This window comes from Methylobacterium indicum, assembly GCF_001043895.1.
In the GTDB taxonomy this organism is placed as follows: Bacteria; Pseudomonadota; Alphaproteobacteria; order Rhizobiales; family Beijerinckiaceae; genus Methylobacterium; species Methylobacterium indicum.
Window position 1 is genome coordinate 13,281 of sequence record NZ_JTHF01000080.1, and the last position, 26,318, is coordinate 39,598.

A 26,318-nucleotide genomic window follows, 5' to 3' on the forward strand; every position below is an offset into this window, starting at 1 on the left:
GGGGAAAGGCCCCAGGATCAAGGGGCCGATCAAGGGGGCCGCACCGGGATCCCGGCGCGGCCCCGCTCGGAAGAATCCTACTTCAGGTGGAACTTGTCGAAGTCGCGGTGCTCGGCCTCGATCCGGCGCACGGTGCCGGTATGCGAACGGTAGACCACCGTCTCGGTGCGGATGGTGTCGCGTCCGAACTTCACGCCCTTGACGAGCGCCCCGTCGGTCACGCCGGTCAGCGCCACCACGACGTCGCCGCGGGCGAGGTCCTCGAGGGAATAGATGCGGTTCGGATCGGCCACGCCCATCTTGGCGGCGCGGTCACGCTTCTCCTCGGTGTCGAGGATCAGGCGGCCCTGCATCTGGCCGCCGATGCAGCGCAGCGCGCCCGCCGCCAGCACGCCCTCGGGCGCCGCGCCGATGCCGAGATAGATGTCGATGCCGGTCTCCTCCGGCATCGTCGTGAAGATCACGCCGGCGACGTCGCCGTCGGAGATCAGGCGCACGCCCGCGCCCGTCCGGCGGATCGCCGCGATCAGGTCGGTGTGGCGCGGCCGGTCGAGGACGAGGGCGGTGATCTCGGACGGCGGCACGCCCTTGGCCTTGGCCAGCGCGTGGATGTTCTCCTCGGGGGTCGCGTCGAGGTGCACGGTACCGACCGGGTAGCCCGGGCCGATGGCGATCTTGTGCATGTAGACGTCGGGCGCGGCGAGCAGGGTGCCGCCCTCGGCCATCGCCATCACGGCGACGGAGCCCGGCATGTCCTTGGCGCACAGCGTGGTGCCCTCGAGCGGATCGACCGCGATGTCGACCTTCGGGCCCGAGCCGTTGCCGAGGGTCTCGCCGATGAACAGCATCGGGGCCTCGTCGCGCTCGCCCTCGCCGATGACGACGGTGCCGTCGATCGGCAGGCGGTTCAGCTCGCGGCGCATGGCGTCGACGGCGGCCTGGTCGGCGGCCTTCTCGTTGCCCTGGCCGCGCAGGCGCGCCGCCGCGACGGCGGCCCGCTCGGTGACGCGCACCAGTTCGAGGGTCAGGATGCGCTCGATGACCTGGCTCGGCCCCGGCTTCTTGGCGTCCGACATGCGTTCGTGATCCTCGTTCTGGTCCTTGGGGCCGGGTCTTAGAGGAGAAACCGGCGCCGCTGAACTGAATTCTGCCAATCGGCCGGCCGATCACCGGTGGAGGGTGGGGGATCGGCGGACGACGGTAACTTGCGAACGACCTTGCAGGCCGGCCTCACTCGCGCTCGATGCGGATGAGCTGGGGCGGCTCGGACAGGAGCCCGTCCGCCGCCATCGCGTCGAGGCTCGCGCGGATCGCGGCTTCCGTCGCCGCGTAGGTGATGAGCACGAGCGGCACCGGCAGGCCCGAGCGGCCGTGGCGGTCGCGGGCCGCGGCGCTCTCGGAGCGGTGCTGAAGGATGCTCTCGAGGGAGATCTCGCGCTCGGCCATCTTCGTCGCGACGCCGGCGGCGACGCCGGGCCGGTCGTGCACGGTGAGGCGGATGTAGTAGCCCCCCTGGTGGCGCTGCATCTCGGCCCGCACCGGGACCGTGAGGCCGGCGACCGGGCGGCCGAAGGCCGGGGGCGTGCGGCCCGCCGCCACGTCGGCGATGTCGGCGACCACCGCCGAGGCGGTGGCTTCGCCGCCGGCGCCGGGACCGATCAGGGTGAGCTCGCGCAGGGCATCGGTGTCGATGGTGACGGCGTTCGTCACGCCCATCACCTGGGCGATGGCCGAGGATTTCGGCACCATCGTCGGGTGGACCCGCTGCTCGATGCCGGCCTCGGTCGCCTCGGCGACGCCGAGGAGCTTGATCCGGTAGCCGAGCTCGTCGGCCATGCGCAGGTCGAGGGGCGTGATCGCCGAGATGCCCTCGACCGAGACGCCCTCCGCGTCGAGTTCGGTGCCGAAGGCGAGGCTCGTCAGGATCGCGAGCTTGTGGGCGGTGTCGAAGCCCTCGACGTCGAAGGTCGGATCGGCCTCGGCGTAGCCCAAAGCCTGGGCGTCCTTGAGGCAGGCCTCGAAGGTCAGGCCCTCCAGCTCCATCCGGCTCAGGATGTAGTTGCAGGTGCCGTTGAGGATTCCGTAGACCCGGGAGATCCGGTTGCCGGTCAGCGCCTCGCGCAGGGCCTTGACCACCGGGATGCCGCCCGCCGCCGAGGCCTCGAAGGCAAGCGCGACGCCCGAGGCCTCCGCCGCGCGGGCGAGCGCCGGGCCGTGCTTGGCGAGCAGCGCCTTGTTGGCCGTCACCACGTGCTTGCCCGCGGCCAGAGCCGCCTCGACGGTCTCGCGGGCCTTGCCCTCAGCGCCGCCGATCAGCTCGACCACGCAATCCACCTCGCCCGAGCGGGCGAGCGCCACGGGATCGTCGAACCAGGTCACGCCCTGAAGGTCGAGGCCGCGGTCGCGCGAGCGGTCGCGGGCGGCGACCGCGGTCACGACGACCGGCCGGCCGGCGGTGGCGCCGATCGCCTCGGCGCGGCGCGCGACCATGCGGACGACGGAGGCTCCGACGGTGCCGAGACCGGCGATGCCGAGGCGGAGGGCTTGAGTCATGGCAAAGAATCCGGGCAGGCAGGCGCCGGGCCCCACGCATGGTGCCCCTGCGGCGGCGTTCTTCTGCAACGGTTTCGGGACCCGTGCAAGGAAGCCGGGGGTGAGGCCGGCTCCCGTCGCGTCAGGCCGCCCGCGGCCCCCCGGCGGCACGCGCCGCCCGCACCAGGGCGTAGAGCACGCAGGCATTCAGCAGATGCCAGAGCCAATGGGTGCCGAACGGCACGACCGGGCAGAGGGCGGCGTCCAGGGTCCGGGCGGCGAGCGAGACGAGAAACAGGAGGCCGATGCCGATCAGGGCGGCCCCCTCCCGCCGGCCGAACCGACGCGAGGCCGTCCCGACACCGAACAGGGCCAACGCCGCCGGCGCGTAGGCGACCGACCCGTTCGTGAGCGGGCCGAGCGGGCGCCCGGCGAGGTTCGACAGGGCGGGCTCGAAGACCGCGGCCGCCACCGCGAAGGCGAGGGTCCCGGCGAGCGCCGCCGGGGCCGGGAGCACGAGGAAGCGCCTGAGCGCCAGGAAGACGTAGGCGTGGATGAAGAGCGCGATCGGGATCACGTCGGCGAGCATCGCCCATTGCACCGCCAGCGTGTGGAAGAGAGCGCTGCCGATCCCGATCACCCCGACCAGCACCGCGAACCCGTCGGCCACCGGGTCCGGCGCCCGGCCGCGCCGCAGGAGCAGGACGGCCGCGACCAGGAAGGCGGCGTTCGAGATCGCGTTCAACGGCTCGGCCAGGAGCTCCGGCCCGGTCCGCTCGCAATAGTCGCGCACCGGCTCCCACCATCCCGCCATGTTGCCCGCCATGTCGCCTGCCATGTCGCCCGCCCTCTCGGGTCCCCAGCTCACACCCGGCGCCCGGCTTGCCAGCGCGGCGCGAAACCCCGATGACGGGAGCCCTCGATACGAGTGCGGTTCACGAGCGGCGCGGGACGCGATGCGGATCACCACCTGGAACGTCAACTCGGTCAAGCAGCGCCTGCCGCACCTCCTGGCCTTCCTGGCCGAGGCGCAGCCCGACGTGGTCTGCCTCCAGGAGCTGAAATGCGTCGACGACGCGTTTCCCCGCACGGAGATCGAGGAGGCCGGCTACGTGGTGGCGACCCACGGCCAGAAGGCGTTCAACGGCGTGGCGCTCCTCGCCCGCCGGCCGCTGCCGCTTCAGGAGATCCGCCGCGGCCTGCCGGGCGATCCGAGCGACGAGCAGGCGCGCTACATCGAGGCGGTGATCCCGACGGGCACCGTGCCGGTGCGGGTGGCCTCGATCTACCTGCCGAACGGCAACCCGGTCGGCACGCCGAAATACGAGTACAAGCTCGCCTTCATGCGCCGCCTCCAGGCCCATGCCGTGGCCCTGCGGCAGAAGGAGGAGGTCCTGGTGCTCGCCGGCGACTACAACGTGATCCCCGAGCCCGAGGACGCGGCCGACCCGGCGGCCTGGACGAGCGACGCGCTCTTCCTGCCCCAGACCCGGGCGGCGTTCCGTGCGCTCCTCGCCGAGGGCTTTACCGACGCCCTGCGGGCCTGCGACGGGCGGGCGGGGGTCTACAGCTTCTGGGATTACCAGGCCGGCTGCTGGCCCCGGAACCAGGGCATCCGCATCGACCACCTGCTGCTCGCGCCGCAGGCCCTCGACCGCCTGGTCTCGGCCTCGGTGCAGAAGCACCTGCGCGGGCTGGAGAAGCCGTCCGACCACGTGCCGGTGACGGTGGAGCTGGCGGTGGATCCGGCCTGACGGCCGCTCACTCCGCGGCAGGCCGCAGGTAGCCGTCCTGGAACTCGGCGACGCGCCGGAGGCCGGCGAGGTCGAGGATGTCGACCCGCCGGCCGCCGACCTCGACCAGCCGCATGAGGCGCAGCTGCCGCAGCACCCGGTTGACGTGGACGTTGGACAGGCCCGCCGTGTCGGCGATGTCCTGCTGCGTCAGGGGGAAGTCGTAGCCGGAGCGGGTCGCCCAGCCGACGGTGCCGAGCCGCTCGTGCAGCTCGCACAGCAGGTGCGCCACCCGCTCGATCGCGGAGCGGCAGCCGACATTCATCATCCACTCGCGGGTCGTCTCCTCCTCGGCGAGCTTGGCCAGCCGCAGCGCCCGGGCGATGCCGGCATGCCGGGCCGTGAGATCGGACAGCACCTCGTGCGGCACCCGCGCCACCCGGCAGGGGCCGATCGTGCCGACGCTGTGGTTCATCCGGCCGAGATGGACGAGGTCGGGGTCGCACAGGTCGCCCGGCAGGAGATAGCCGGTGATCTGGCGGGCCCCGCTCGGGCGGTGGCGGTAGCGGCACGCCACGCCCTCCACGATCAGGACGGCGCTCTCGGGTGCGGCGCCCTCGGCCAGGAGATCCTGGCGTCCCTCCACGCGCTGAGCGCCGGTGCCGAGGCCGGCCAGGACGGCCTCCTCGTCCGCACCCAGAGGGCCGAAGGCCGCGAGCTTGCGCACGATGGGATGCAGCAGGTGCGGGCCATGGTGCCCGCAGCCGGCCGGGGCGAGCGCGTGGGCCATCATCGTCGTCATGGACGTTGTCGTGGGCGTCGTCAGGGACGTCGTCATGGGCGAACCTCGCGGGCGAGCTGGTCGAGCACGTGGACGAGGTCCCGGTGCCAGGCCGGCTTGGTCAGTCGGGGCGCGGCGCTGAGCTCGGTGCAGGCGGCGGCGTCGCGGGGTCGGTCGGCATGGACGAGGAACGGCACGCCCCGCGCCCGCAGGGCCCGGGCGAGCCGGCTGCCGTCGCCGTCCCGGAGCGGAAGATCGATCACGGCGAGATCGAGGGGGCGGCTCGCCAGCCAGGCGAGCGCCTGGGCCTGCGTCGCCAGCGGCCCGGCGACCCGGTAGCCGGCCTCCTCCAGCGTCTCGCCGACCGCGAGGCCGACGAGCGGATCCTCCTCGATCAGCAGCACCGTCGGACGATGGTCGTCCCGTCTCACGAGAGGCCCCTCCGTATGGATCCGGGACATGCCCGGCCGGCAGATCGGCCAGCGCGCGAAAGCGCGCCGGTAAAGAGTTATGGGCGCGGCTCATCACCGCGCAAGCAATCTCTCCGCTTGGTGTTGTATCGAACCAATCGCAGCCCACGATTCAGGTTCCCGAATTGACGAAGATTACCTAATTTTTCAAAGCCGAAACGTGGCAATGGCCAAGAATATCATTTGTTATGCGCTTCGATGACGGCGATTATTTTCTTTGATGCCCGCAGTGAAAGCTGATAGTGATCATTCCTGGTTCGTCGTCGGAGAGGTCGCCTCGGCTGTCGGGTCAGCGAGGAGAATGTCATGCCGCGACCCCCGCACTCGACCGTCCGCAACCGCCTCCTGAGGGCGATGGCGCCCGAGGACTTCGCGCGGCTGCAGCCGCATCTCGACCCCCTGTCGCTCCAGTTGCGGGAGGTCGTGATCGCCCCGGACGCGCCGGTGGAGGAGCTGTTCTTCCTCGAGAGCGGCATGGTCTCGATCTCGACCGCGCATGACGAGCGCCGAGTCGAGGTCGGCCTGGTCGGAAGCGAGGGGCTGGTCGGCGCGGTGCCGGTCGCCCTCGACTGTCTCACCACGCCGCAAGTCTACTTCGTCCAGCTCTCGGGCGAGGGCTGGAGCATCGGCCGCGGCGCGCTCTGCGCGGCCCTCGACGAGAGCCCGGCCTTGCGCCGGCTGCTCCTGCGCTACGTCCACACCCTGATCGTCCAGATCACCCAGACCGCCTACGCCCACGCCTCCCTGAGCCTGGAGAGCCGCCTCGCGCGCTGGCTGCTGATGTGCCACGACCGGACGGAGGGCGACGAGCTCGTGCTCACGCACGAGTTCCTGTCGATGATGCTGGGGGTGCAGCGGGCGGGGGTGACGTTGGCGATCCAGAACCTGGAGGGAGCCGGCCGGATCCGGGCCAAGCGGCGGCGGATCGAGGTGCTCGACCGCGCCAAGCTCCTGGCGCTGACGAACGGCAGCTACGGCACGCCCGAGGGCGAGTATGCCCGCCTCATCGAGGGCGCCTGATGCCGCGCTACTTCTTCCATCTCCGGCACGGACCCGGCCCCGACGGCCTGGCGCGCGATCCCGAGGGGGACGCCCTGCCGGACACCGACGCGGCCCGCGCCCACGCCCTCGCCGTCGCCCGCGACCTGATCGCCCGGACGCAGCTGCACGCGATCCGGGACTGGTTCGCCTGCGCGTTCGAGGTCACGGACGAGAACGGTGCTCCGGTGATGACGGTGCCGTTCTCCGACACGGTCACGGAGGACGGGGCGTAGGCTCGGCGGCGAGGCGGTGGGCGATCCAGGTCTGGGCCGCGTCGAGGTCGGCGAAGGCCGCCGGCTGGTGCGACGCCAGGGCGCCGAATCCCGCCTCGAGGAACCAGGAGCCGGCTTCGTCTCCGTAGGAGTCGGAGAGGCAGACCAGCACGGCCGCGAGCGCGCCGTCCGCGAAGACGAGCAGGCCCTGCTCGTCCTCGCTGCCGGTCCTGACGCGCACGGGCTGGAGCGTGAGATCCATGGCGGGGCAACGAGACGCCGCTGCGTTGGTTCGGGTCGGTCCCGCAAAGTCTTCCCCGTCCCGCGATGTCTCGCGGCGGAGGGCCGGAATGCGGGACGCCACGATCGCGCGCTCGGTCCCGCGCGACCGGCGCTGGACCGGACGTGCCTCGATGCAGGGGGATCTGGACGCAGGGGATCCGGGCGCGAGGGAGATTTTGCAGGGTCGATCGTCCGGGCCGCCTAAATCGCCGGACATTGATCCAAGTTGAGGACGGGGGCGGCCAGCCGGCCCATTCTCGTCCTCGCCACGCCGGCCTTGTCCCGTCAGACCGACGGCACTCGGCTGGTGTCGCGACCCGCGGGCCGGGACACCTCTCCTCGGCGTTCAGCGCATCGCCCGGCCCGCCCTTTTTCTTCGACGCGCCCGCGCCGCACTCACGCGGCCCGCTCCTCCTCTTCCGGCACCACGTCCACGGCGACGCGCAGGCTCTGCGCGCCCGATCCGGCGATGATGCCGGCGACCGGTGCGACGTCGGCATAGTCGCGGCCGCGGGCGACGACGATGTGATCGTCCTGCACGCCGATCCCGTTGGTCGGATCGAGGCCGACCCAGCCCTCCCCGCACCAGACCGCCACCCAGGCGTGGCTCGCATCCGCTCCTTCGAGCCGCGGCTGTCCCGGGGGCGGCAGGGTGCGCAGGTAGCCGCTGACATAGGCCGCCGGGAGGCCGAGGCCGCGGAGCGCCGCGATCATGATGTGGGAGAAATCCTGGCACACGCCGCGCCGGCCGGCGAAGGCCTGGGCGAGCGGCGTGCCGACCTCGGTCGCCTCGGCGTCGAAGGTGAAATCCTCCCGGATGCGGCGCATCAGGTCGAAGGCGCCCGCATAGGCGCCGCCGCCCGCGGGGAAGCTCGCCCGGGCGTAATCGGTGACCTCGGGCAGGAGCGGGACCCGCCGGCTCGGCGCCGCGAAATGCGCCGGCGCGTCGGGCCCGAGGCCCGGCCGGGTCAGCACCCGCTCGCGCACCTCCTCCCAGGCCGGGCCGGAATCGCGGTCCGGCAGCGGCGGCCGCTCGACCCGGACGCGGGACTGCGCGTCGATCCGGAAATCCCGGTGCGGCGTCTCGACGGTGACCGACACCGTGCGGTTGCCGAAGAAGTCGCCGCGCTCGGTCGCGGCGCGGGGCGCGGGCTCGACCACGACCTCGTGCGAGAGCGGCACCTGCCCGTCCCCCGCCGCCGGCGCGAGGCGCAGGGTGCAGCGGGCATAGCCGACCGGGTTGCGGTAGGCGTAGGCCGTCAGGTGGCGCAGGCGGTAGAGCATCGAGGGCGGTCGTCCAGAAACCGGGCGAGCAGGAGCCGGCGAGGAGGGCGCCGGGCGCGTCCGGCCGGCGCTCACGCCAGGGTGACGAGGGTTTCGGGCCGCGCGGCGTCGGACCCGCCGGGGAAATAGCGCGCACCGACCGCCTCGGCGATCTCCCACAGGCGATTCTCCCAGACCGCCACGGTGTCGAGCGGCAGGGTCCCGGCCTCGGCGCCGGCGATCTCTCCCGCCAGGCTCGCGACGAGGCGCACCGGCGCCTCCGCCACCCCGTCCTGGCGCAGCGACGGCAGGCCGGCCAGGCGCTCGGCCAGGCGCTCGACCTGGAAGGCGAGGGAGCGCGGGTTGTAGGGATCGAGCAGCACCATGTCGCGTACCGGCGCCAGCGCGACCCCGAGGATGTAGCGCGCTCCATAGGAGATGCGGGAATCGGCGAGTTCGAGCAGCACCCCGAGATCGTCGGTGCTGGCGCCGGCCGCGCCGAATTCGAGGGCGAAGCGGCAGGCATGGACCGCGCGCTCGACCCGCCGCCCCATGTCGACGAAGACGAAGCCGCCGGCCCGGTTCATGTTCTCCTGGGCGAGGCCGGCGAGGGCGGCGGTGAGCGAGAGCGCGCGCTCGGCCCGGTCGAGAAGCGCGGCCTCCGAATCGGTCCCCTCGGCCGGGGCCTCCAGGACCTCGCGCAGGGCCGAGAGCGCCCGCCAGGTCTCGCCCGACAGGCGCTCGCGCAGGGCGGCGGCGTTGCGCCGGGCCGACAGGGCGTGGGCGAGCGCCGACCCCCATTGGCTCCCGTCCGAGAGGGCGTGGTGGGCGAGCTGCGCCGCCGGTCCCCCGGTCGCCGGCACGGCGCCCCAGGCCTGCAGCAGGGCGCGCAGGCGGGCCGAGGTGGCGCGGTCCTCGGTCGCCATCGAGACGCTGCCGGCCCCGTCGAGGAGGCAGGCGGTGAGACGGATCACCGCCTCGGCCCGCTCCAGGTGGCGGCCGAGCCAGAACAGGTTGTCGGCAGCCCGGCTCGGCAGCAGGCCGGGCACCCGGCGCACCGCGATCCGGTCGCTCGGCGGCAGGAGGCTCGCCTGCGCGGCGGTGGAATCGTCGGAGAGCACCCAGACGTCGGCGGCGCGCACGCCGGCCCCCATCGCCACCGGGCGCACGTCCGGCGTCTCGGAGATGCGGCAGAAGCCGCCGGGCATCACCCGCCAGCCCTCGGGCGTCGCAGCGGCGAAGACCCGGAGCACGAAGGGGCGCGGCACCAGCCGGGTGCCGTCCCAGACCGGAGCGGTGGAGAGGCGCACCGGCTCGTGGGCGACGAGGTCGCCGGGGCGGTCGCGCAGCACCCCGCGCAGGCGCTCGGTCTCGGCCGCGTCGCGACCCTCGCCGAAGGCGCGGCTGGTGAAGGCCCCCTGCGCGGGCGCCGCGGCCGGGCGGAAGGCCAGGGTGTCGAAGCGGTCGAGCACCGCATCGCGCTGGTCGGGGTCGCCGCACCACCAGGTCGGCAGCCCGGGCAGGCGCAGGGGCTCCCCGAGCAGCCGCTCGCAGAGTGCCGGCAGCGAGGCGGCGAGCCAGGCGCTCTCGACGAGGCCGGTGCCCGGCATGTTGCCCATCGTCACCGCGCCGGCCCGGAGGGCCTCGACGAGGCCCGGGGCCCCGAGGCGCGAGGCGGGGTTGAGCTCCAGGGGATCGACGAAGTCGCCGTCGATGCGCCGCCAGAGCACGTCGACCCGCTTGAGGCCGGCGACCGTGCGGATGAAGACCTGGCCATCGCGGACCAGGAGGTCGTCGCCCTCGACGAGGGCGAAGCCGAGATAGCGGGCGAGCACCGCCTGCTCGACATAGGTGTCGCTGTAGGGCCCCGAGGTCATCAGCCCGATGCGCGGCTCCTCGCGGGAGGCCGTGGCGGCCAGGCCGTCGCGGAACGCCTGGAAGAACGAGGCGACGCGCTCGACGTCGAGCGCCCCGTACACCTCCGGCAGGGCCCGGGCCATGACGAGCCGGTTCTCGAGGGCGTGGCCGGCGCCGGACGGGGCCTGGGTCCGGTCGGACAGCACCCGCCAGGCGCCGTCCGGCCCGCGGGCGAGATCGGCGGCGTAGAAGTGCATGTGGCGGCCGCCCGGGGGGGCCACCCCGACGAGGGGGCGCAGGAATTCCGGATCGCCCGCGACGGCCGCCGCCGGCAGGAGGCCGGCCCGGGCAAGCGTTCCCTCGCCGTAGAGGTCGGCGAGCACCGCCTCGAGCAGCTCGGCGCGCTGCGCCACCCCGGCGGCGATCGCCTGCCACTCCGCCCCCTCGATGAGGAGCGGCAGGGCGCCGATCGGCCAGTCGCGCTCGGTCGCCTCGCCGTAGGCCCGGTAGGCGATGCCGGTGTCGTGGATGTGCCGCCCGGCCGCCGCCAGCCGGGCGGCGATCTCGTGATCCGGCAGTTCGGCCAGCCGGCCGAGGAACAGGGCCCAGGCCGGACGCAGCGCACCGTCCGCGGCCACCAGCTCGTCGGGCAGGCCCGGCAGGGCGGCGTACCCGGCGGTCCAGCGCGCCAGGCGCTCCTCCGGTCCGTCCTCCCGGGCGGTCTCGACCCGGCTCGGGGCCTCCCGGCCGCCCGGGTCCCCGGCCGGCGCGCCCCGGGGCCCGGGATCCGTGGCGACGAGGCCCTCGCGGGCCGGATCTTCGCCGGCGAGGTCCTCGTCGGCGAGACCGTGAGCCGGCCCTCCCCCGCTCATCGCGACGCGGGCGTGCGCAGGTCGAGGGTGAACGGGAATTCGCGCCGGGGCTCCTCCGGCGGCGGGCTGACCCGGCCCGGGGTGTGGCCGTTCTCCTGGAAGCGGGCGAGGCGGCGCCCCTCGGCCTCGTAGGTGTTGATCGGGAAGGTCTCGTAGTTGCGCCCGCCCGGATGGGCGACGTGGTAGACGCAGCCGCCGAGCGAGCGCCCGCTCCAGGTATCGAGCACGTCGAAGGTGAGCGGCGCGTGGACCGGCAGGGTCGGGTGCAGGGCCGAGGCCGGCTGCCAGGCCTTGAAGCGCAGGCCCGCCACCGCCTCGCCGGAGCGGCCGGTATCGGTCATCGGCAGGCGCCGTCCGTTGCAGGTGACGACGTGCCGGCTCGGCACGAATCCCGAGACCTTGACCTGCAGCCGCTCGACCGACGAATCGACGTAGCGCACGGTGCCGCCGATCGCGCCCTCCTCGCCCAGCACGTGCCAGGGCTCCAGCGCCTGGCGCAGCTCGAGCTTGACCCCGCCGCGCTCGACCTCGCCGTAGCGCGGGAAGCGGAACTCTCCTTGAGCCTCGTACCAGGCCGGGTCGAAGGCGTAGCCCGCGCGGCCGAGATCGGCGAGGACCGAGGAAAAATCCTCCCAGAGGAAATGGGGCAGCATGAAGCGGTCGTGCAAAGCCGTGCCCCAGCGCACGAACCCGCCCTCCTGCGGCTCGCGCCACAGCCAGGCGACGAGGGCGCGCAGCAGCACCTGCTGGGCGAGGCTCATCCGCGCCTCGGGCGGCATCTCGAACGAGCGGAACTCCAGGAGGCCGAGGCGCCCGGTCGGGCCGTCCGGGGAGTAGAGCTTGTCGATGCAGATCTCGGACCGGTGGGTGTTGCCGGTCACGTCGGTGAGGATGTTGCGAAAGAGCCGGTCGACGAGCCAGAGCGGCACCTCGGGCCCGCCCGGGGGCGGCACCTGGGCGAGCGCGATCTCGAGCTCGTAGAGACCGTCGTGGCGCGCCTCGTCCATCCGCGGCGCCTGGCTGGTCGGGCCGACATAGAGGCCGGAGAACAGGTAGGACAGGGACGGGTGGCGCTGCCAGTAGAGCACCAGGCTCTTCAGGAGATCGGGCCGGCGCAGGAACGGCGAATCCGCCGGGGTCGAGCCGCCGAGCACGACGTGGTTGCCGCCCCCCGTCCCGGTATGGCGCCCGTCGGTCATGAACTTCTGCGCGCCGAGCCGGGTCTGGCGGGCGTCCTGGTAGAGGCCGGTGGTGATCTCCACCGCCTCGCGCCAGGTCGCGGCCGGCTGCACGTTGACCTCGATCACGCCGGGATCGGGCGTGACCTTGACCACCGACAGGCGCGGATCGAAGGGCGGCTCGTAGCCCTCGATGTGGAGCGGCTGACCGATCTCGGCCGCCGCCGCCTCCAGGATCGCGAGCAGGCTCAAATACTCGTCCACCCGCTCGATCGGCGGCATGAACACGCACAGGATCCCGTCCCGCGGCTCGACGGCGAGCGCGGTGCGCACCGCGACGCCGACCGGGGCGGGCTTGGGCGGCGGCGCGGCGGGGCCGGGCACCAAGGGCCCGCGCTGCTCCAGGGGATCCTGGGGCACGTAATAGGGATAGGCGCCCGGCGGCACGTAGGGCAGCGAGGCGAGCGGCAACCGGAAGCCCGCCGGGGAATCGCCCGGCACCAGGTAGAGGGCGCCGCGCTTGAGCTGCCAGACCTCCGAGACCCAGTGCCGCTCGGGCCCGACCGCGATGTTGGCGAGCGGCAGCACGTAGCCGACGGCGTTCTCGACCCCGCGGGTGAAGACCCGGGCCATCCTGGCCTGGGATTCCGCGTCGCCGACCTTGGAATCGAGGGGCGTGACGTTGACCGGCAGCTCGGCCGCCTTGCGCTCCCAGTGCTCGGGATCCTCGAACAGCGGCTGGACGTAGGCGTCGAGCCTGAGACGGCGGGCGAGGCTCCGAATCAGGGCCTCGGCCTCCGCGATGCCGGCGGTCCGCGGGCCGGTCTCGGAAACGATCAGGGCGGGGTCGCGCCAGATCGGCGTGCCGTCCTTGCGCCAGTAGAGCGCGAAGGCCCAGCGCGGCAGGCTCTCGCCCGGATACCACTTGCCCTGGCCGTAATGCAGGAAGCCGCCGGGGCCGAACCGGTCGCGCAGGCGCCGGATCAGCTGGTCGGCGAGCCCGCGCTTCGTCGGCCCGACGGCGGCGGCGTTCCATTCCGGCGACTCGAAATCGTCGACCGACACGAAGGTCGGCTCGCCGCCCATGGTCAGGCGCACGTCCTGCGCGGCGAGGTCGCGGTCGATCCGCTCGCCGAGCGCGTCGAGGGCGGCCCAGGCCTCGTCGGAGAAGGGCTTCGTCACCCGCGGCGCCTCGGCGACCCGGGTCACCGTCATGGCGAAGTCGAACTCGACCTCGGCCGGCTCGGCGAGGCCGGCGATGGGCGCCGCCGAGCGGTAATGCGGGGTCGCCGCCAGAGGGACGTGGCCCTCGCCGCAGAGGAGACCCGAGGTGGCGTCGAGCCCGATCCAGCCGGCGCCCGGGACGTAGGCCTCGGCCCAGGCGTGGAGGTCGGTGAAGTCGGTCGAGGTGCCGGCCGGTCCGTCGACCGCCGTGGTGTCGGGCACGAGCTGGAGCAGGTAGCCGGAGACGAAGCGGGCAGCCATCCCGAGGCGGCGCAGGAGCTGCACCATCAGCCAGGCCGAGTCGCGGCACGAGCCGCTGCCCTTCCCGAGCGTCTCGGCCGGGGTCTGCACCCCGGGCTCCATCCGCACGACGTAGGACACCGTGTCCCGCACCAGCGCGTTCAGCGCCACCAGGAACTGCACGGTGTTGGGCTCGGCCGGCAGCCGCGCCATCAGGGCGTCGATCTCGGGGCCCCCCTCCTCGACCGCGAGGTAGGGGCCGAGCTCGGCCTTCAGTTCGTCCGGATAGGCGAAGGGCCGGGTCTGGGCGTAGTCCTCGACGAAGAAGTCGAACGGGTTGATCACCGACATGTCGGCGACGAGGTCGACCTCGACGCGGAACTGCGTCGTCTTCTCGGGGAAGACCAGCCGGGCGAGCCAGTTGCCGTTGGGATCCTGCTGCCAGTTCACGAAGTGGTTGGCCGGCGTGACCTTGAGGGCGTAGCTCTCGATCCGGGTCCGCGTATGCGGCGCCGGGCGCAGGCGGACCACCTGCGGACCGAGGGCGATCGGCCGGTCGTAGGTGTAGGACGTGACGTGATGCAGGGCGGCCTTGATCGACACGACGACTCCGAACCTTGATGCTGGAAGAAGGGGCGCCCGCCGGCCTGTCCGCGCGTTCGGGGGTGTTTTACACCGTGGCCGGGCCCGCGTCAGCCGCCGCGTCGCGGGCGTCAACCGGTGTCGCGTCTCTCTACGTCATCGCGGGGCCTCGTCCGGGCGGCTGGGCGAAATTGAGGCAAGTCCCGTGCCGCCGGCGGCGGAACTTCCGGCCGGTATCCGTCCTTGGTGAGCCATGGCCCCGCCCGGCATCCGGCCGGGGCCCGCCGGACGCCGCGATGAAGATCTTCCAGTGCCAGGCCTGCGCCCAGCCGGCCCATTTCGAGGCCGATGCCTGCGAGAGCTGCGAGTGCCGCCTCGGCTACGACCCGGACCTCGCCGACCTGACCGCCATGGTCCCGGCCGGCTCGCGCTGGCGCGGGCTGGCCGATGCGCGCCGCCGCTACCGCCCTTGCGCCAACCGCGAATCGGGAGGCTGCAACTGGCTCGTTCCCGCGGGCTCGGCGGACACCTTCTGCGTCGCCTGCCGGCACAACCGGGTGGTGCCCGACCTCTCGATCCCCTGGAACCAGACCCGCTGGCGCGAGGTCGAGGCGGCCAAGCGCCGGCTGTTCTACGCCATGCTGCGGCTGCGCCTGCCGCTCGCCTCCCGCCGCGAAGACCCGGCGGGCCTCGCCTTCGACTTCCTGGTCGACCCCGCGGAATCCTACCTGATCGGCCCGCCGGTGCTCACCGGGCACGACAACGGCCTCATCACCCTCAACATCGCGGAGGCCGACGACGTCGAGCGCGAGCGCCGGCGCACGCAGTTCGGCGAGCATTACCGCACATTGCTCGGGCACTTCCGCCACGAGATCGGGCACTATTTCTGGAACGTGCTGGTGCGGGCCGATCCCTGCCTCGACGCGTTCCGGGCGGTGTTCGGCGACGAGCGGACCGATTACGGCGCGGCGCTCCAGCGCCACTACGCCCACGGCCCGGCGGAGGGCTGGCAGGAGACCTTCGTCTCGGCCTACGCCACCTCCCACCCCTGGGAGGACTTCGCCGAGACCTGGGCGCATTACATGCACATCGTCGATACGCTGGAAACCGCCAGCCAGTTCGGCGTCAGGGTGCAGCCCAAGCTCCAGGCCGGGCCGGCGCTGCACGCGCCGATCACGCTCGCCGCCAAGGTCGATTTCGACCCCTATCGCAGCCCGGATTTCGGCCGCCTCATCGAGTCCTGGCTGCCGCTCACCTTCGCGATGAACTCGCTCAACCGCAGCATGGGCCAGCCCGACCTCTATCCGTTCCGGATGACCCCGGCGACCATCGGCAAGCTCTCCTTCGTCCACGACCGCATCTACGCCCGCACCGACGCCCCGGAAGCCGAGGCCGGCACGCTGCGGGCGGTGATCGCCGGCCTGCGCCACCCGGTGGCGGCGCCGCGCTCGGCCTGAGCGGAACTGCCGCGTGCAACGCGGCTCGACCTTTGGACCGTGCACCGTCGCGTCGCCGGAGCGGTCGCCGCTTGGGTGACGAGACGCCCCGCGGGCAAGGTCGACAACCACGTCCCGTTCGACGGCCACCTCTCGGCCGAAGAGGGGACCGGCTTGACCCAGAAGCCCTGGCTCGGTCATGTCCCGCTCGGACGCGGAGATCGCCTCGATGCGGCGATTCAAGGCGTTGCCGGACCGGGCCGGATTGCTCGAATCCGGCAAGGTCGTCCGAGGGGAGAACCATCCGTGATCGTCTGCTTCGGCTCCCTCAACGCCGACCTCATCTTCCGCCTGCCCGAGGTTCCGCGCTCGGGCCAGACCCTGCTCGCCGACGACCTCGCCGTGCAGGCGGGCGGCAAGGGGGCGAACCAGGCGGTGGCGGCGGCCCGCGACGGAGCCGCGGTCGCGATGGTCGGCGCGGTCGGGAGCGACGCGCTGGCCGAGGTGGCCGTGTCGGGCCTGCGCGAGGCCGGGGCCGATACCGGCCGGGTCCGGGCGGTCGCGGCGGCGACGGGCTGCGCCTCGATCTGGATCGACGCGCAGGGCCGCAACCGGATCGTGGTGGCGCTCGGCGCCAACGGGCACACGCGGGCGGACCAGGTCGCGGATGCCGACCTCGCCCGGGCGACGTCGCTGCTCTTGCAGATGGAGGTCGACCCGGCCGAGACCACGGCGTTGCTGCGCCGCGCCCGGGCGCTCGGCCTGCGCAGCATCCTCAACCTCGCCCCGGCCCTGCCGCTCGATCTCGACACGATGCGCCTCGCCGGCCTCCTCGTCGTCAACGAGGACGAGGCGGAGGCGACCGCCGCGCGCCTCGGCTGCGCGCCGGAGGCCGCGGCCCTCCAGGCCGCCCTCGGCATCGACGTGGTGCGCACCCTCGGCGAGGCCGGCTCGGAGGCGGCGACGGAGAGCGGCGCCTGGCACGTTCCGGCCCGCGCGGTCGAGCCGGTCGACACCACGGCGGCGGGGGATTGCTTCGTCGGCGTGCTCGCCGCGGCCCTCGACCGCGGCGCGCCGCTCCGCGCCGCGATGGAACGGGCGAGCGTCGCGGCCGCCCTCGCCTGCGGGCGGCGGGGCAGCCAGGCGAGCCTGCCCTGGCGGGAGGAGACCGACCGGGCGCTCGGGGCCTGATCAGGCCGGGCAGCACGCGGGGTCGGCCCGGACCGGAAAGGCGGTCTCGCGCGCCTTGATCAGCGCCACCACCGTGTCGTTGACCGGGGTCGGCACGCCGCAGCGGCGTCCGAGCCGGGGGATCGATCCGTTGATGGCCTCGACCTCGCCGCGGCGCCCGGCCCGGTGGTCGAGCAGCATCGAGGGCCGGGCTGCCGGGATCTTGCCGCCGAGGCGGCGGATATGCGCGACCGGGTCGCCGACCTGCAGCGTCACGCCCATCGCGGCCGCCACGGCGATCGCCTCCTCGGCGCAGGCCCTCGCGACCTCCCAGGCATCCGGATCGGCCATCACCTCGCCGATGGTGAGGCCCGTCAGCGTCGTGGTGCCCGAGAAGGTGACGTTCATGATCAGCTTCTCCCACACCATCCGGCCGATGTCGTCGAACAGGCTGACCTTGAACCCGGCCGAGTCCCAGATCGCCGCGGAGGCCTCCAGGCGCTCCCGCGAGAGTCCCGCAAGGGCGCCGAAGCGGATCATCTCGAGGCCGTTATGGTGCGCGTGGCCGGGCCCGCGCATCGAGGCGCCGAAGCCCCCGACCACGCCGACGGCGATCCGGTCGGGGTCGATGACGGCGGCGGCGACCTCCGGCGAGCCGAGCCCGTTCTGGATCGTCTGCACCACGGTCCCGGGGCCGATCAGGGGCGCTGCGCTCGCGGCGGCCGCCGCGACGTCGAAGGCCTTGGTGGCGACGATGACGAGGTCGCACGGGCCGATCCCCTCGGTCGTCGTGCCGGCGCCGGCCAGCCTCACGGTGCGGTCGCCGCTCGCGCCCTCGACCCGGAGGCCGTGCTCGCGCATCGCCGCCGCGTGGTCGGCCCAGAGCGTGACGGCATGGACCTCGTGGCCCGCGGAGGCCATCAGCGCCGCATAGACCGAGCCCATGGCGCCGCACCCGACGATCGCGACCTTCGCCATCCCGTCCCCTCCCCCGATGTCTCGTCCTTCGGGGCGTCGTCCGGTCCGGCGCGCCCGTCGCATTGGAGCACGATCGACGGGTACGGCCAAACCCACGGGTTGCGGGCATACCGTCCTTGCCATTCGCGCCCGGTGCCGTATCAGGACGTAGGAACTTTTCGCGTGTTCGTCATACCCGGGGCCCGATGTCAAAGCCGGCGATCCGTGTTCAGGTCCGCTCCGCGCTGCTGGCCCTCGCCCTGTTCGCCGCTCCGGCCGCGGCGCAGCAGCTCACCACGGCCTGGCCGAGCAATGTCGGGCCGCTGAACCCGCATCTCTACGCCCCCAACCAGATGTTCGCCCAGGCGAGCGTCTACGAGCCGCTGGTGAAGTACCGGGCCGACGGCACGGTCGAGCCCTGGCTCGCCACCGCCTGGACGGTCTCGCCGGACGGGCTCACCTACGACTTCACCCTGCGCCCCGGCGTGACCTTCAGCGACGGCACGCCCTTCGACGCGCCGGCCGTGAAGGCGAATTTCGACGCGATCCTCGCCAACCGGGCCCGTCACGCCTGGCTCGACCTCGCCCGGCAGATCGACCGGACCGAGGTCACCGGGCCGCTCGCCGTCCGCCTCGTGCTGAAGGCCCCGCACGCGCCGACGCTCAACGAGCTCTCGCTGCCGCGGCCGTTCCGCTTCGTCTCCCCGGCCGCCATGAAGGCGGGCGGCACCACGGCGGGCGGGATCGCGGCCCCCGTCGGCACGGGCCCCTGGAGGCTCGTCGAGACCCTGCTCGGCGTCTCGGACACGTTCGCCGCCAACCCGACCTACTGGGGCGAGAAGCCCGGCTTCGCGCGCCTCGTCGTCAAGGTGATCCCGGACCCCAACACCCGGGCCATCGCGCTGCAGACCGGCGAGGTCGACCTGATCACCGGTGCCGCCGGCCTGATTCCGTCCGAGGCCTTCCTGCGCCTGCGCGACCAGGCGCCGGCCTTCTCGGCCGCGCTCTCGCCGCCGCTGGCGACCCGGGTGCTGGCGCTCAATTCGGCGCGCGCCCCGACCGACGACCTGGCCGTCCGCCGCGCGATCAACCGGGCGGTCGATAAGGACACCCTGGTGCGCACGGTCCTCGACGGGCTCGAGCCCCGCGCCGACTTCCTGTTCGGACGAGACGTCCCCGATGCCGATGCCGGTCTCACCCCCTACGGCTTCGACCGGGCGGCGGCCGAAACGCTCCTCGACGCGGCCGGCTGGGTCCGGGGCCGCGACGGCGCGCGGGCGAAGGACGGCCGGCCGCTCGCGGTCGAGCTCGCCTTCGTCGGCACCAACGCCCAGCAGAAGGCCATCGCCGAGGTGGTCCAGGCCGACCTCGCCCGGATCGGCATCGCGGTGCGGCTCGTCGGCGAGGAGGAGAGCGCGATCCTCGCCCGCCAGAAGGACGGGCGCTTCGGCCTGATCTTCGGCGAGACCTGGGGCCCGCCCTACGATCCGGCCTCCTTCGTCAGCGCCATGCGGGCGCCCTCCCACGCCGACTACCAGGCGCAGAAGGGCCTGCCCGACAAGCCGATGATCGACGCCACCATCACGGCGGCGCTCGCCGCCACCGATCCGCAGGAGCGCCGCCGCCTCTACGGCCGCGTCCTCACCGCCCTGCACGAGGCGGCGGTCTACCTGCCGATCTCCTCGGCGGTGGCGATCGAGGTCCACCGCCCGACCGTGACCGGCGTGCGCTTCGGCGCCACCCTCAACGAGATCCCGTTCGCGGCGATGCGCCCGGGACCGGGCCGCTGATGCCGCGCTTCGTCCTCGCCCGCCTCGCGCTGATCCCGCCGATGCTGCTCGGCGTCTCGCTCCTCGTCTTCGTGATGCTGCGGGTCGGGCCGGGCGACCCGGCGCTCGACTACCTGCGCCTGTCGCAGGTGCCGCCGACCGACGCGGCGCTCGCCGATGCCCGATCGATGCTCGGCCTCGACCGTCCCTTCGCGGTCCAGTACCTCGACTGGCTGTGTCGGGCGCTCCAGGGCGATTTCGGCCTCTCCTACGCCACCCGCCGGCCAGTGCTGCCGGAACTCCTCGGCTACCTACCGGCGACGCTCGAACTCGCCGGGACGGCGCTCGTCGTCAGCCTGGCCTTGAGCTTGCCGCTCGGCGCCTGGGCGGCGGCGCATCGCGACGGCTGGCAGGACCGGCTGGTGCGGGGGATCGCGGTGCTGGGCGTCTCGCTGCCGAACTTCTGGGTCGCCTTCCTGCTCGTCGTCGTCTTCTCGGTCACGCTCGGCTGGCTGCCGGCGATGGGCCGCGGCGGGGCCGCCCACCTGGCGATGCCGGCGCTCGCCATCGGCCTGATGTCGCTCTCGGTGAATGCCCGGCTCCTGCGGGCGAGCATGCTGGAGGCGGGCCGCGGGCGCCACGTCCTCTACGCCCGCCTGCGCGGCCTCTCCGAGGGCGCGGTGGCGCGCCGGCACGTCTTCCGCAACGCGCTCGTGCCGGTCGTCACCGCCACCGGCATGCATGTCGGCGAACTCCTGGGTGGGGCCCTCGTGGTCGAGACGATCTTTTCCTGGCCGGGCGTCGGCCGCTACGCGGTCTCGGCGATCTACGACCGCGACTATCCGGTGATCCAGTGCTTCACCCTGGTGATGACGGTGGTGTTCGTGCTGTGCAACCTCGCGGTGGACCTGGCCTATGCCTGGCTCGACCCGCGCCTGCGCCTCGGCCAGGAAGCCGCGTGAGACCCGCCGTGCTCGCCTCCCGCCCAGCCGCCTCCCACGCGATCATCGCGGCGGGCACCCTCGCCGGAGGCTTCCTGCTGCTGGCGCTGCTCGGCCCCCTGATCGCGCCGCACGACCCCCTGGCGGTCGACCTCGCCCACCGCTTCGCGCCGGCGAGCCCAACCCATCCCCTCGGCACCGACCATCTCGGCCGCGACATCCTCTCGCGCCTCGTCGCCGGGGCGCGCACGACCCTCGGCGCGGTGCTGGTGGTGCTGGCCCTCGTCCTGAGCCTCGGCCTCGCGGTCGGGGGGCTCGCCGGGATGCTCGGCGGCCGGCTCGACACAGCCTTGATGCGGCTCTGCGACGTCTTCCTCACGGTGCCGACCTTCGTGCTGGCGCTGTTCATGATCGGGGCGCTCGGCACCGGGCTCGCCAACGTGGTGGCGGCGATCGCGCTGTCGCACTGGGCCTGGTACGCCCGGATCGTGCGGGGCCTGGTGCTGGAGCTGAAGACCCGCGACTACGTGCTCGCCGCGCGGATCGCCGGGGCGCCGCGGCGGGCGATCTTTTTCGAGCACATCCTGCCGGGAGTGGTGCCGTCGCTCGCCGCGCTCGCCACCCTGGATATCGGCCACATGGCGCTCCACGTCGCCGGCCTGTCCTTCCTCGGGCTCGGGGTGCAGCCGCCGACGCCGGAATGGGGCGTGATGATCAACGACGCCCGCGCCTTCTTCTGGACCCGGCCGCTCCTCGTCGTCTGGCCGGGCCTCGCCATCGCGCTCGCGGTGCTGGCCTTCAACCGGCTGGGCGACGCGCTCCGCGACCGGCTCGATCCGGCGCTCACCGCGGAGCGGGGCCTGTGAGCGCCCGCACGCTGCGGGCCGAGGGCCTGTCGGTCGAGACCTGGTGCAAGCCCCGGCACGAGACCCGGGCCGGCCGCGAGCCGGTGCCGCTGGTGCGCGCGGCCGGCCTCGACCTCGTCACCGGCGAGGTCCTGGCCCTCGTCGGCGCCAGCGGGTCGGGCAAGTCGCTGGCCTGCGCGGCCCTCCTCGGCGTGCTGCCGCCGGGCACCCGGTCGAGCGGCGGGCGGATCCTCCTCGACGGCATCGAGGCGGATCCGGCGGCGTTGCGCGGCCGGGCGGTCGCGACCGTGCTCCAGGCGCCGCGCACCGCCTTCAACCCGCTGCGCACCCTCGCCGACCACGCCGCCGAGACCCTGGCGGTGGCGGGAATCCGCGGCGGGGCCGCCGGGACGGCGATGCGGGAGGCCTTCGCGGCGGTCGGGCTCGGCGACGATCCCCGCGTGCCGGGCCTGCATCCGTTCCAGCTCTCCGGCGGGATGCTGCAGCGGGCGATGATCGCGCTGGCGCTGATGTCCGGCGCGCCCTTCCTCGTCGCCGACGAGCCGACCACCGACCTCGACCTCGTCGCCCAGAAGCGCATCCTCGACCTCCTCGCCGGGCTGGTGCGGGCCCGCGGCCTCGGGCTCCTGATCGTCACCCACGACCTCGGCGTCGTCGCCCGCCTCGCCGACCGGATGGCGGTGATGGAGGCCGGACGGATCGTCGAGGCCGGTCCCGTCGCGCGGGTCTTCGCCGCGCCGGCCGCGCCGTCGACGCGAGCGCTCCTCGCCGCCCACCGGGCCCTGCACGGGGAGCCGGCATGACGGCCCTGCTGACGGCCCGGGGGCTCGGCCACTCCTATCCGGGCCCCGGCGCGCGTCGCACCGTGCTCGCGGGCATCGACCTCGCCCTCGTGGAGGGCGAGTGCGTCGCCCTGATCGGCCGCAGCGGCTCGGGCAAGAGCACGCTCGCCCGCCTGCTTCTCGGGCTCGAGCCGGCCGAGGCCGGCGAGGTGCTGTTTCGCGGGACGCCCCTGTCCCGCCTCGACCGGGCCGGGTGGCGGGCCGTCCGGGCCGCGATCCAGATGGTGCTCCAGGACCCGCTCTCGGCGGTCAACCCGCGCCACCCGGTCGGCCGGATCGTCGCCGAGCCGCTACGCCACCTGACCGGCCTGTCCGCTCCCGAACGGCAGGCGCGGGTGGAGGAGGTGCTGGCGACGGTCGGCCTCGACCCCGCCGTGGCCCTGCGGCTCCCGGGACAGCTCTCCGGCGGGCAGGTGCAGCGGGTGGGCCTCGCCCGGGCGCTCGCCACGCGGCCGGCCCTGGTCGTCCTCGACGAGGCGGTCTCGAACCTCGATGCGCCGCGCCAGGTCGAGATCCTCGATCATCTCGCGGCCCTGCGCCGCCGGCACGGCACCGCCTTCCTGCTCGTCACCCACGACGTGCGGCTGGCGCGCCGCTTCGCCGACCGGATCGTGGTGCTGGGTGACGGGCGGATCGTCGACGCCTCGCCGTGCCGACCGGTCCTCTCGCTCACCCATCCGGCGGCGCGCGAACTCCTCGACGCGGTCCTGCCGGCCGAGCCCGCGGAGGCGCGCTGATGCAGCGGATCACCGTCACCCTCGATCCCGGCCTCGTGGCGGAGGTCGACCGGATCGCGACGCTGCGCGGCTATGCCGGCCGCTCGGAGGCGATGCGCGACCTCCTGCGGCGCGGCCTCGCCGAGGCGCGCCGCCAGCTCGATCCCGACCTCTCCTGCGTGGCGACCTTCGGCTTCGTCGCCGAGGCGGGGGTGCGCGACCTCGGCCAGCGCCTCGCCGAGATCCAGCAGCGTCGCCACGACCTCGTGATCGCCCAGGTCCAGACTCCCCTCGACCACGACGCCAGCCTGCACACGCTGATGCTGCGCGGCCGCGCCCGCGACATCCTCGCCTTCGCCGACGAGGTCGCGACCCAGCGCGGCATCCGCCACGACAGCCTCTCGCTGATCCCCGCCCGGATCGAGCTCGACGACCACGGCCACGGCCCGGAGCCGCATCCGCACGAGCACATCCGGACGTGAGCCCCTTTCGCCGGGCCCGGGGGCCAGGGGCGGAATCGAACGGATCGATCGAGCCGGCTCGGGCATTTTCCGACGAAGTGGCCACCGGTTCGTCGATAGAAAATGCGGCAGGACCGATGATCGAGAGCAGCGCCAGGTTGCAAAGCGATCGGGCGCTGCTCTCGACGCTCGCCTCGCCGAGGACATCGCCGGGGCTCCGGCCCATATCGGATGCGGTAAGCCGACCTCGATTGCGCCCGCCGGCACGCCACTTACGCGGAACTCGGACCGGCGAAAGGTCTGCGCCTCGGCCAGGTCCGACGGGGTCGGGCAGTCGCACGAGAGGCAGAGCCGAGACGCGAACGTCCGCGCCGCGCCGCCGCGGTCGATCGAACACCGCCAAAGCCACCATCGCGAAGGAACATCGCCGCAGGAGGCGATGCCCTGAAGGAACGAAACTGCGCGGCCGGCATTCCTCATGCCAGCCAGCTTGGCCTTAAGGACTACAGCCCATGACGCTCCTGATCGTCCTCATCCTGCTCATCCTGCTCTTCGGTGGCGGCGGCAGCTTCTACGGTGGCGGCCGCTACCGGACGGGCGGCCTCGGCATCGGCGGCATCCTCCTCATCATCCTGATCGTGCTCCTGCTCACCGGCCGGCTGACCATCTGATCCCTCCCGCCGGCCACCCGCCGCGGCTCGACCCTCGCGGCGGGTGATTCCGGTCGCCATGGACCTCAGGGACCAGGTGTACGGTTCCGGGACGTGCCGGTGAGCCGATCGGCTTCCATTGGCCGCCTGTCCGATCGGACAGCACAGGGAAGAACGTCCGCAGAACATCCTTCGGGAGGCTGTTCGGGATCTTTCGCACCGATCGGTAGCTTTCGCTCCCGCTCCGTCGCTCCGGCGGGCGCCTCCGCATATACTCTAAAAACTCCAAATCATTAGGTTGCAATACATTTCAATGACGACCACGACAAGGCTCGAACCCGCGATCCGCCACTTGAAAACCAATTGAAGTGTGCGATTATGCTATTTCAGTGAATGGAATTACTGAAATCTTGTCGTTGCCGTGCTGCGCCCATGTTGCGGGCTCGATCCGGCCCAGGATGGACTGCTCACCAGCGCTGATCGCTCTGCGCTCCGTTCGGCCGGCGCTGAACAGGTGGCCGTGGACCCGTCGGGTGAAGTCCGGAGCGTCGTGCCCGGCCGGCTCCAACACCTGCCTGATCGCCGCGCCCTCGTCGATCCAGAGCGACACGGCGAAGTGCCGGAAGTCGTCAGCGGTCCAGCGCGGCGAGCCGTCGGCCGCGGTGATCCCCGGGGCGACCTGCCGCGGCTTCAGGTGGCGGGTGGCGATATCGCGTAGCCGAGCGGCGGCTTCTCCTCGGAGGGGAGGACCAAGCCCTCCTTGCCCTCGCCGGCAGCCTTCCAGTTCGCCACGATCGCCGCGAGATACGGGCCGATCGGCACGGTCCGGGGCGCGGCCTGCGTCTCCTCGGTCCCCGAATCGTTGAACGCGTCCCGCAGCAGGACATTTCCGCCCTCCGCGACCGGCCCCGCGTAGATCGAACTAAGCCGAACCGGTCACTTTGTCGGTCGGAATCGTCACGAGAGCACCGGGCACGACGTGCTCCATTGGGAGGCCGCGCGGAGATTGCTTCGCCAGGTCGGCGAAGCGAGCCGCTGCGTCAAGGCGATCCGTCATCCTGTCTTCGATCGGATAACCCCGTGAGTCAGACAATAATCAATGATTGCATTAATAATTTTATCGTCGACTCATGATTTTATCGATATACAAAATGATGGCAAGCAAGTGGCTAATCATAAATATTAAGAAAGCATGATTTTAGATTTTTCCGACAACAATGGAGAATATGATACATTTGATTTTACCACATCAACTAGAGCATTTTCCGACGAAGTGGATGCCGCTTCGTCGAAGAAAACGCGGAAAACAAAGACTTAGAGAACTTTTCGATTGCAACGCGACCGTGAAGCGCTCTAGCAGGGAAGCGATCCATGCCAACGGCGGCAACGATATTATTTTCGGTGGTGGCAGCGACGATGCTCTATTCGGCGGATCAGGACGGGATACCCTTCTAGGCGGCCTTGGGAACGATCTGATCAACGGCGATGAAGGCGATGACCTGATTATCGATGGCGGCTCATCCCCGATCCATACAGGTTTTGATATAGAGCGCCTAACAGAACGGCACGATCGTGGCGTTTGGGCGTCGGGCCGGTATGGCTCGCCGGCGTCTTCCCGCCGATCTCTGGGCTGCAATCGCCCCGCTTCTGCCGCCGCACCCGCCTCGCCCCAAAGGCGGACGTCCTCGGGTGGACGACCGCGCTGCCCCGACCGGCATCCTGTTCGTGCTGCGCTCCGGCATCCCCTGGGAGATGTTGCCGGCTGAGATGAACTGTGGCCGCGGCATGAGCTGCTGGCGCCGGCTGCGTGGCTGGCAGGTCCCCGGCATGTGGCGGCGCCTGCATCAGGTGCTGCTCGAACGCCTGCATGTGGCGGGCAGTATCGATTGGGGCCGGGCGAGCGTCGACAGCGCGAGCGTGCCGGCGAAGAAAAGGGGGTCTGCCACCGGCCCGAACCCGACGGATCGGGGCAAGGCGGGCACCAAGCGCCACCGTGTCACCGACGCCCGTGGCACGCCGATCGGCCTCGTCCTGACGGGTGCCAACTGCCACGACCGCCCGCCGATGGCCCCGACGCCGGACGCGATCCCGCCCTTGCGCAGCGGGCGGCGTGGACGCCCGCTCCGGCGCCCGACAAGCTGCACGCCGACAAGGCCTATGATGCCCCCGTGCACCGCCCATGCTCCAGGTGTGGCAGCCGAGGTGGAGTTCGACCGGCGACTGTCGGATGCCGCGGCCGGGCT

Annotated in this window: 25 protein-coding genes and 1 pseudogene; 14 read left to right on the top strand and 12 right to left on the bottom strand. The window is 72.5% G+C overall.

What is annotated here, in order from left to right; all coding sequences use genetic code 11:
• Positions 1-77: 77 nt before the first annotated feature.
• From glpX to QR78_RS09870, 3 genes are all read right to left on the bottom strand, one after another.
• Complete coding sequence (gene glpX / locus QR78_RS09860) at positions 78-1,076, bottom strand: class II fructose-bisphosphatase (protein WP_048427337.1); 999 nt, start codon at positions 1,074-1,076, stop codon at positions 78-80.
• A gap of 154 nt (positions 1,077-1,230) precedes the next feature.
• Positions 1,231-2,553: a homoserine dehydrogenase gene (locus QR78_RS09865; RefSeq protein WP_048427338.1), complete on the bottom strand. Its 1,323-nt coding sequence runs from the start codon at positions 2,551-2,553 to the stop codon at positions 1,231-1,233.
• A 121-nt stretch (positions 2,554-2,674) separates the two neighbouring features.
• Entirely contained in the window at positions 2,675-3,370 is a 696-nt protein-coding gene (locus QR78_RS09870; protein WP_244276368.1) for a ceramidase, read from the bottom strand.
• 118 nt (positions 3,371-3,488) lie between these two features.
• Between QR78_RS09870 and xth the strand changes: the two genes are divergently transcribed.
• Positions 3,489-4,286, top strand: coding sequence for an exodeoxyribonuclease III (gene xth, locus QR78_RS09875; protein ID WP_048427339.1), 798 nt, complete (start codon positions 3,489-3,491; stop codon positions 4,284-4,286).
• Positions 4,287-4,293: 7 nt separating this feature from the next.
• Here xth and QR78_RS09880 read toward each other — a convergent pair whose 3' ends face one another.
• Both QR78_RS09880 and QR78_RS09885 read right to left on the bottom strand, forming a co-directional pair.
• A complete protein-coding gene (locus QR78_RS09880) occupies positions 4,294-5,067 on the bottom strand; it encodes a Crp/Fnr family transcriptional regulator (RefSeq protein ID WP_158004030.1) in 774 nt (257 codons plus the stop codon).
• Positions 5,068-5,099: 32 nt separating this feature from the next.
• Entirely contained in the window at positions 5,100-5,477 is a 378-nt protein-coding gene (locus QR78_RS09885; RefSeq protein WP_158004031.1) for a response regulator, read from the bottom strand.
• Between the two features lie 345 nt (positions 5,478-5,822).
• On the opposite strand from QR78_RS09885, the gene QR78_RS09890 reads away from it, so the two are divergent.
• Positions 5,823-6,536, top strand: a complete 714-nt coding sequence (locus tag QR78_RS09890) for a Crp/Fnr family transcriptional regulator (RefSeq protein WP_048427341.1) — start codon at positions 5,823-5,825, stop codon at positions 6,534-6,536.
• A complete protein-coding gene (locus QR78_RS09895; RefSeq protein ID WP_048427342.1) occupies positions 6,536-6,790 on the top strand; it encodes a DUF6894 family protein in 255 nt (84 codons plus the stop codon). The genes QR78_RS09890 and QR78_RS09895 overlap by 1 nt, the downstream gene beginning before the upstream one ends.
• On the opposite strand, the gene QR78_RS09900 is transcribed toward QR78_RS09895, so the two are convergent.
• From QR78_RS09900 to QR78_RS09915, 4 genes are all read right to left on the bottom strand, one after another.
• Positions 6,771-7,031 carry a hypothetical protein gene (locus tag QR78_RS09900; protein ID WP_048427343.1) on the bottom strand — a complete coding sequence of 87 codons (261 nt, stop codon included), beginning with the start codon at positions 7,029-7,031 and terminating at the stop codon, positions 6,771-6,773. The genes QR78_RS09895 and QR78_RS09900 overlap by 20 nt on opposite strands.
• Before the next feature lie 416 nt (positions 7,032-7,447).
• Positions 7,448-8,335, bottom strand: coding sequence for a transglutaminase family protein (locus tag QR78_RS09905; RefSeq protein WP_048427344.1), 888 nt, complete (start codon positions 8,333-8,335; stop codon positions 7,448-7,450).
• Positions 8,336-8,406: 71 nt separating this feature from the next.
• On the bottom strand, positions 8,407-11,043 hold the full coding sequence (locus QR78_RS09910) for a circularly permuted type 2 ATP-grasp protein (RefSeq protein ID WP_082171677.1): 2,637 nt from the start codon (positions 11,041-11,043) through the stop codon (positions 8,407-8,409).
• On the bottom strand, positions 11,040-14,288 hold the full coding sequence (locus QR78_RS09915; protein WP_048427345.1) for a transglutaminase family protein: 3,249 nt from the start codon (positions 14,286-14,288) through the stop codon (positions 11,040-11,042). Before QR78_RS09915 ends, QR78_RS09910 begins: the two co-directional genes overlap by 4 nt.
• A 275-nt stretch (positions 14,289-14,563) precedes the next feature.
• Here QR78_RS09915 and QR78_RS09920 point away from each other — a divergent pair, with 275 nt between their 5' ends.
• Positions 14,564-15,724 carry a zinc-binding metallopeptidase family protein gene (locus QR78_RS09920; RefSeq protein ID WP_048427346.1) on the top strand — a complete coding sequence of 387 codons (1,161 nt, stop codon included), beginning with the start codon at positions 14,564-14,566 and terminating at the stop codon, positions 15,722-15,724.
• A gap of 285 nt (positions 15,725-16,009) precedes the next feature.
• Complete coding sequence (locus QR78_RS09925; RefSeq protein WP_048427347.1) at positions 16,010-16,894, top strand: ribokinase; 885 nt, start codon at positions 16,010-16,012, stop codon at positions 16,892-16,894.
• Here QR78_RS09925 and QR78_RS09930 read toward each other — a convergent pair whose 3' ends face one another.
• Positions 16,895-17,851 (bottom strand): ketopantoate reductase family protein, encoded by a 957-nt coding sequence (locus QR78_RS09930; protein WP_082171676.1) that lies wholly within the window; start codon positions 17,849-17,851, stop codon positions 16,895-16,897. It abuts the gene before it with no gap.
• Between the two features lie 185 nt (positions 17,852-18,036).
• Here QR78_RS09930 and nikA point away from each other — a divergent pair, with 185 nt between their 5' ends.
• The 7 genes from nikA (at position 18,037) to QR78_RS33600 (ending at position 24,096) form a co-directional block, all read left to right on the top strand.
• Positions 18,037-19,620: a nickel ABC transporter substrate-binding protein gene (nikA, locus tag QR78_RS09935; protein WP_048427348.1), complete on the top strand. Its 1,584-nt coding sequence runs from the start codon at positions 18,037-18,039 to the stop codon at positions 19,618-19,620.
• A complete protein-coding gene (gene nikB, locus QR78_RS09940) occupies positions 19,620-20,561 on the top strand; it encodes a nickel ABC transporter permease subunit NikB (protein ID WP_048427349.1) in 942 nt (313 codons plus the stop codon). Before nikA ends, nikB begins: the two co-directional genes overlap by 1 nt.
• Before the next feature lie 41 nt (positions 20,562-20,602).
• Positions 20,603-21,406: a nickel ABC transporter permease subunit NikC gene (gene nikC, locus QR78_RS09945; RefSeq protein ID WP_244276370.1), complete on the top strand. Its 804-nt coding sequence runs from the start codon at positions 20,603-20,605 to the stop codon at positions 21,404-21,406.
• Positions 21,403-22,209 (top strand): ATP-binding cassette domain-containing protein, encoded by an 807-nt coding sequence (locus QR78_RS09950; protein WP_082171675.1) that lies wholly within the window; start codon positions 21,403-21,405, stop codon positions 22,207-22,209. The genes nikC and QR78_RS09950 overlap by 4 nt, the downstream gene beginning before the upstream one ends.
• Positions 22,206-22,985: an ATP-binding cassette domain-containing protein gene (locus tag QR78_RS09955; RefSeq protein ID WP_048427351.1), complete on the top strand. Its 780-nt coding sequence runs from the start codon at positions 22,206-22,208 to the stop codon at positions 22,983-22,985. Before QR78_RS09950 ends, QR78_RS09955 begins: the two co-directional genes overlap by 4 nt.
• Complete coding sequence (gene nikR, locus QR78_RS09960; RefSeq protein ID WP_048427352.1) at positions 22,985-23,446, top strand: nickel-responsive transcriptional regulator NikR; 462 nt, start codon at positions 22,985-22,987, stop codon at positions 23,444-23,446. The genes QR78_RS09955 and nikR overlap by 1 nt, the downstream gene beginning before the upstream one ends.
• A 491-nt stretch (positions 23,447-23,937) precedes the next feature.
• Positions 23,938-24,096, top strand: a complete 159-nt coding sequence (locus QR78_RS33600; RefSeq protein ID WP_089504140.1) for a DUF3309 domain-containing protein — start codon at positions 23,938-23,940, stop codon at positions 24,094-24,096.
• A gap of 355 nt (positions 24,097-24,451) precedes the next feature.
• Here QR78_RS33600 and QR78_RS09965 read toward each other — a convergent pair whose 3' ends face one another.
• Positions 24,452-24,685 carry a hypothetical protein gene (locus tag QR78_RS09965; protein WP_048427353.1) on the bottom strand — a complete coding sequence of 78 codons (234 nt, stop codon included), beginning with the start codon at positions 24,683-24,685 and terminating at the stop codon, positions 24,452-24,454.
• Between the two features lie 80 nt (positions 24,686-24,765).
• On the bottom strand, positions 24,766-24,897 hold the full coding sequence (locus QR78_RS36470) for a hypothetical protein (RefSeq protein WP_274534387.1): 132 nt from the start codon (positions 24,895-24,897) through the stop codon (positions 24,766-24,768).
• Positions 24,898-25,352: 455 nt separating this feature from the next.
• On the opposite strand from QR78_RS36470, the gene QR78_RS36670 reads away from it, so the two are divergent.
• Positions 25,353-25,841 carry a calcium-binding protein gene (locus QR78_RS36670; protein ID WP_244276369.1) on the top strand — a complete coding sequence of 163 codons (489 nt, stop codon included), beginning with the start codon at positions 25,353-25,355 and terminating at the stop codon, positions 25,839-25,841.
• A pseudogene (locus QR78_RS32585) lies at positions 25,723-26,279 on the top strand (IS5 family transposase); the annotation flags it as partial. The gene QR78_RS36670 and the pseudogene QR78_RS32585, both read left to right, overlap by 119 nt.
• Between the last annotated feature and the right edge of the window lie 39 nt (positions 26,280-26,318).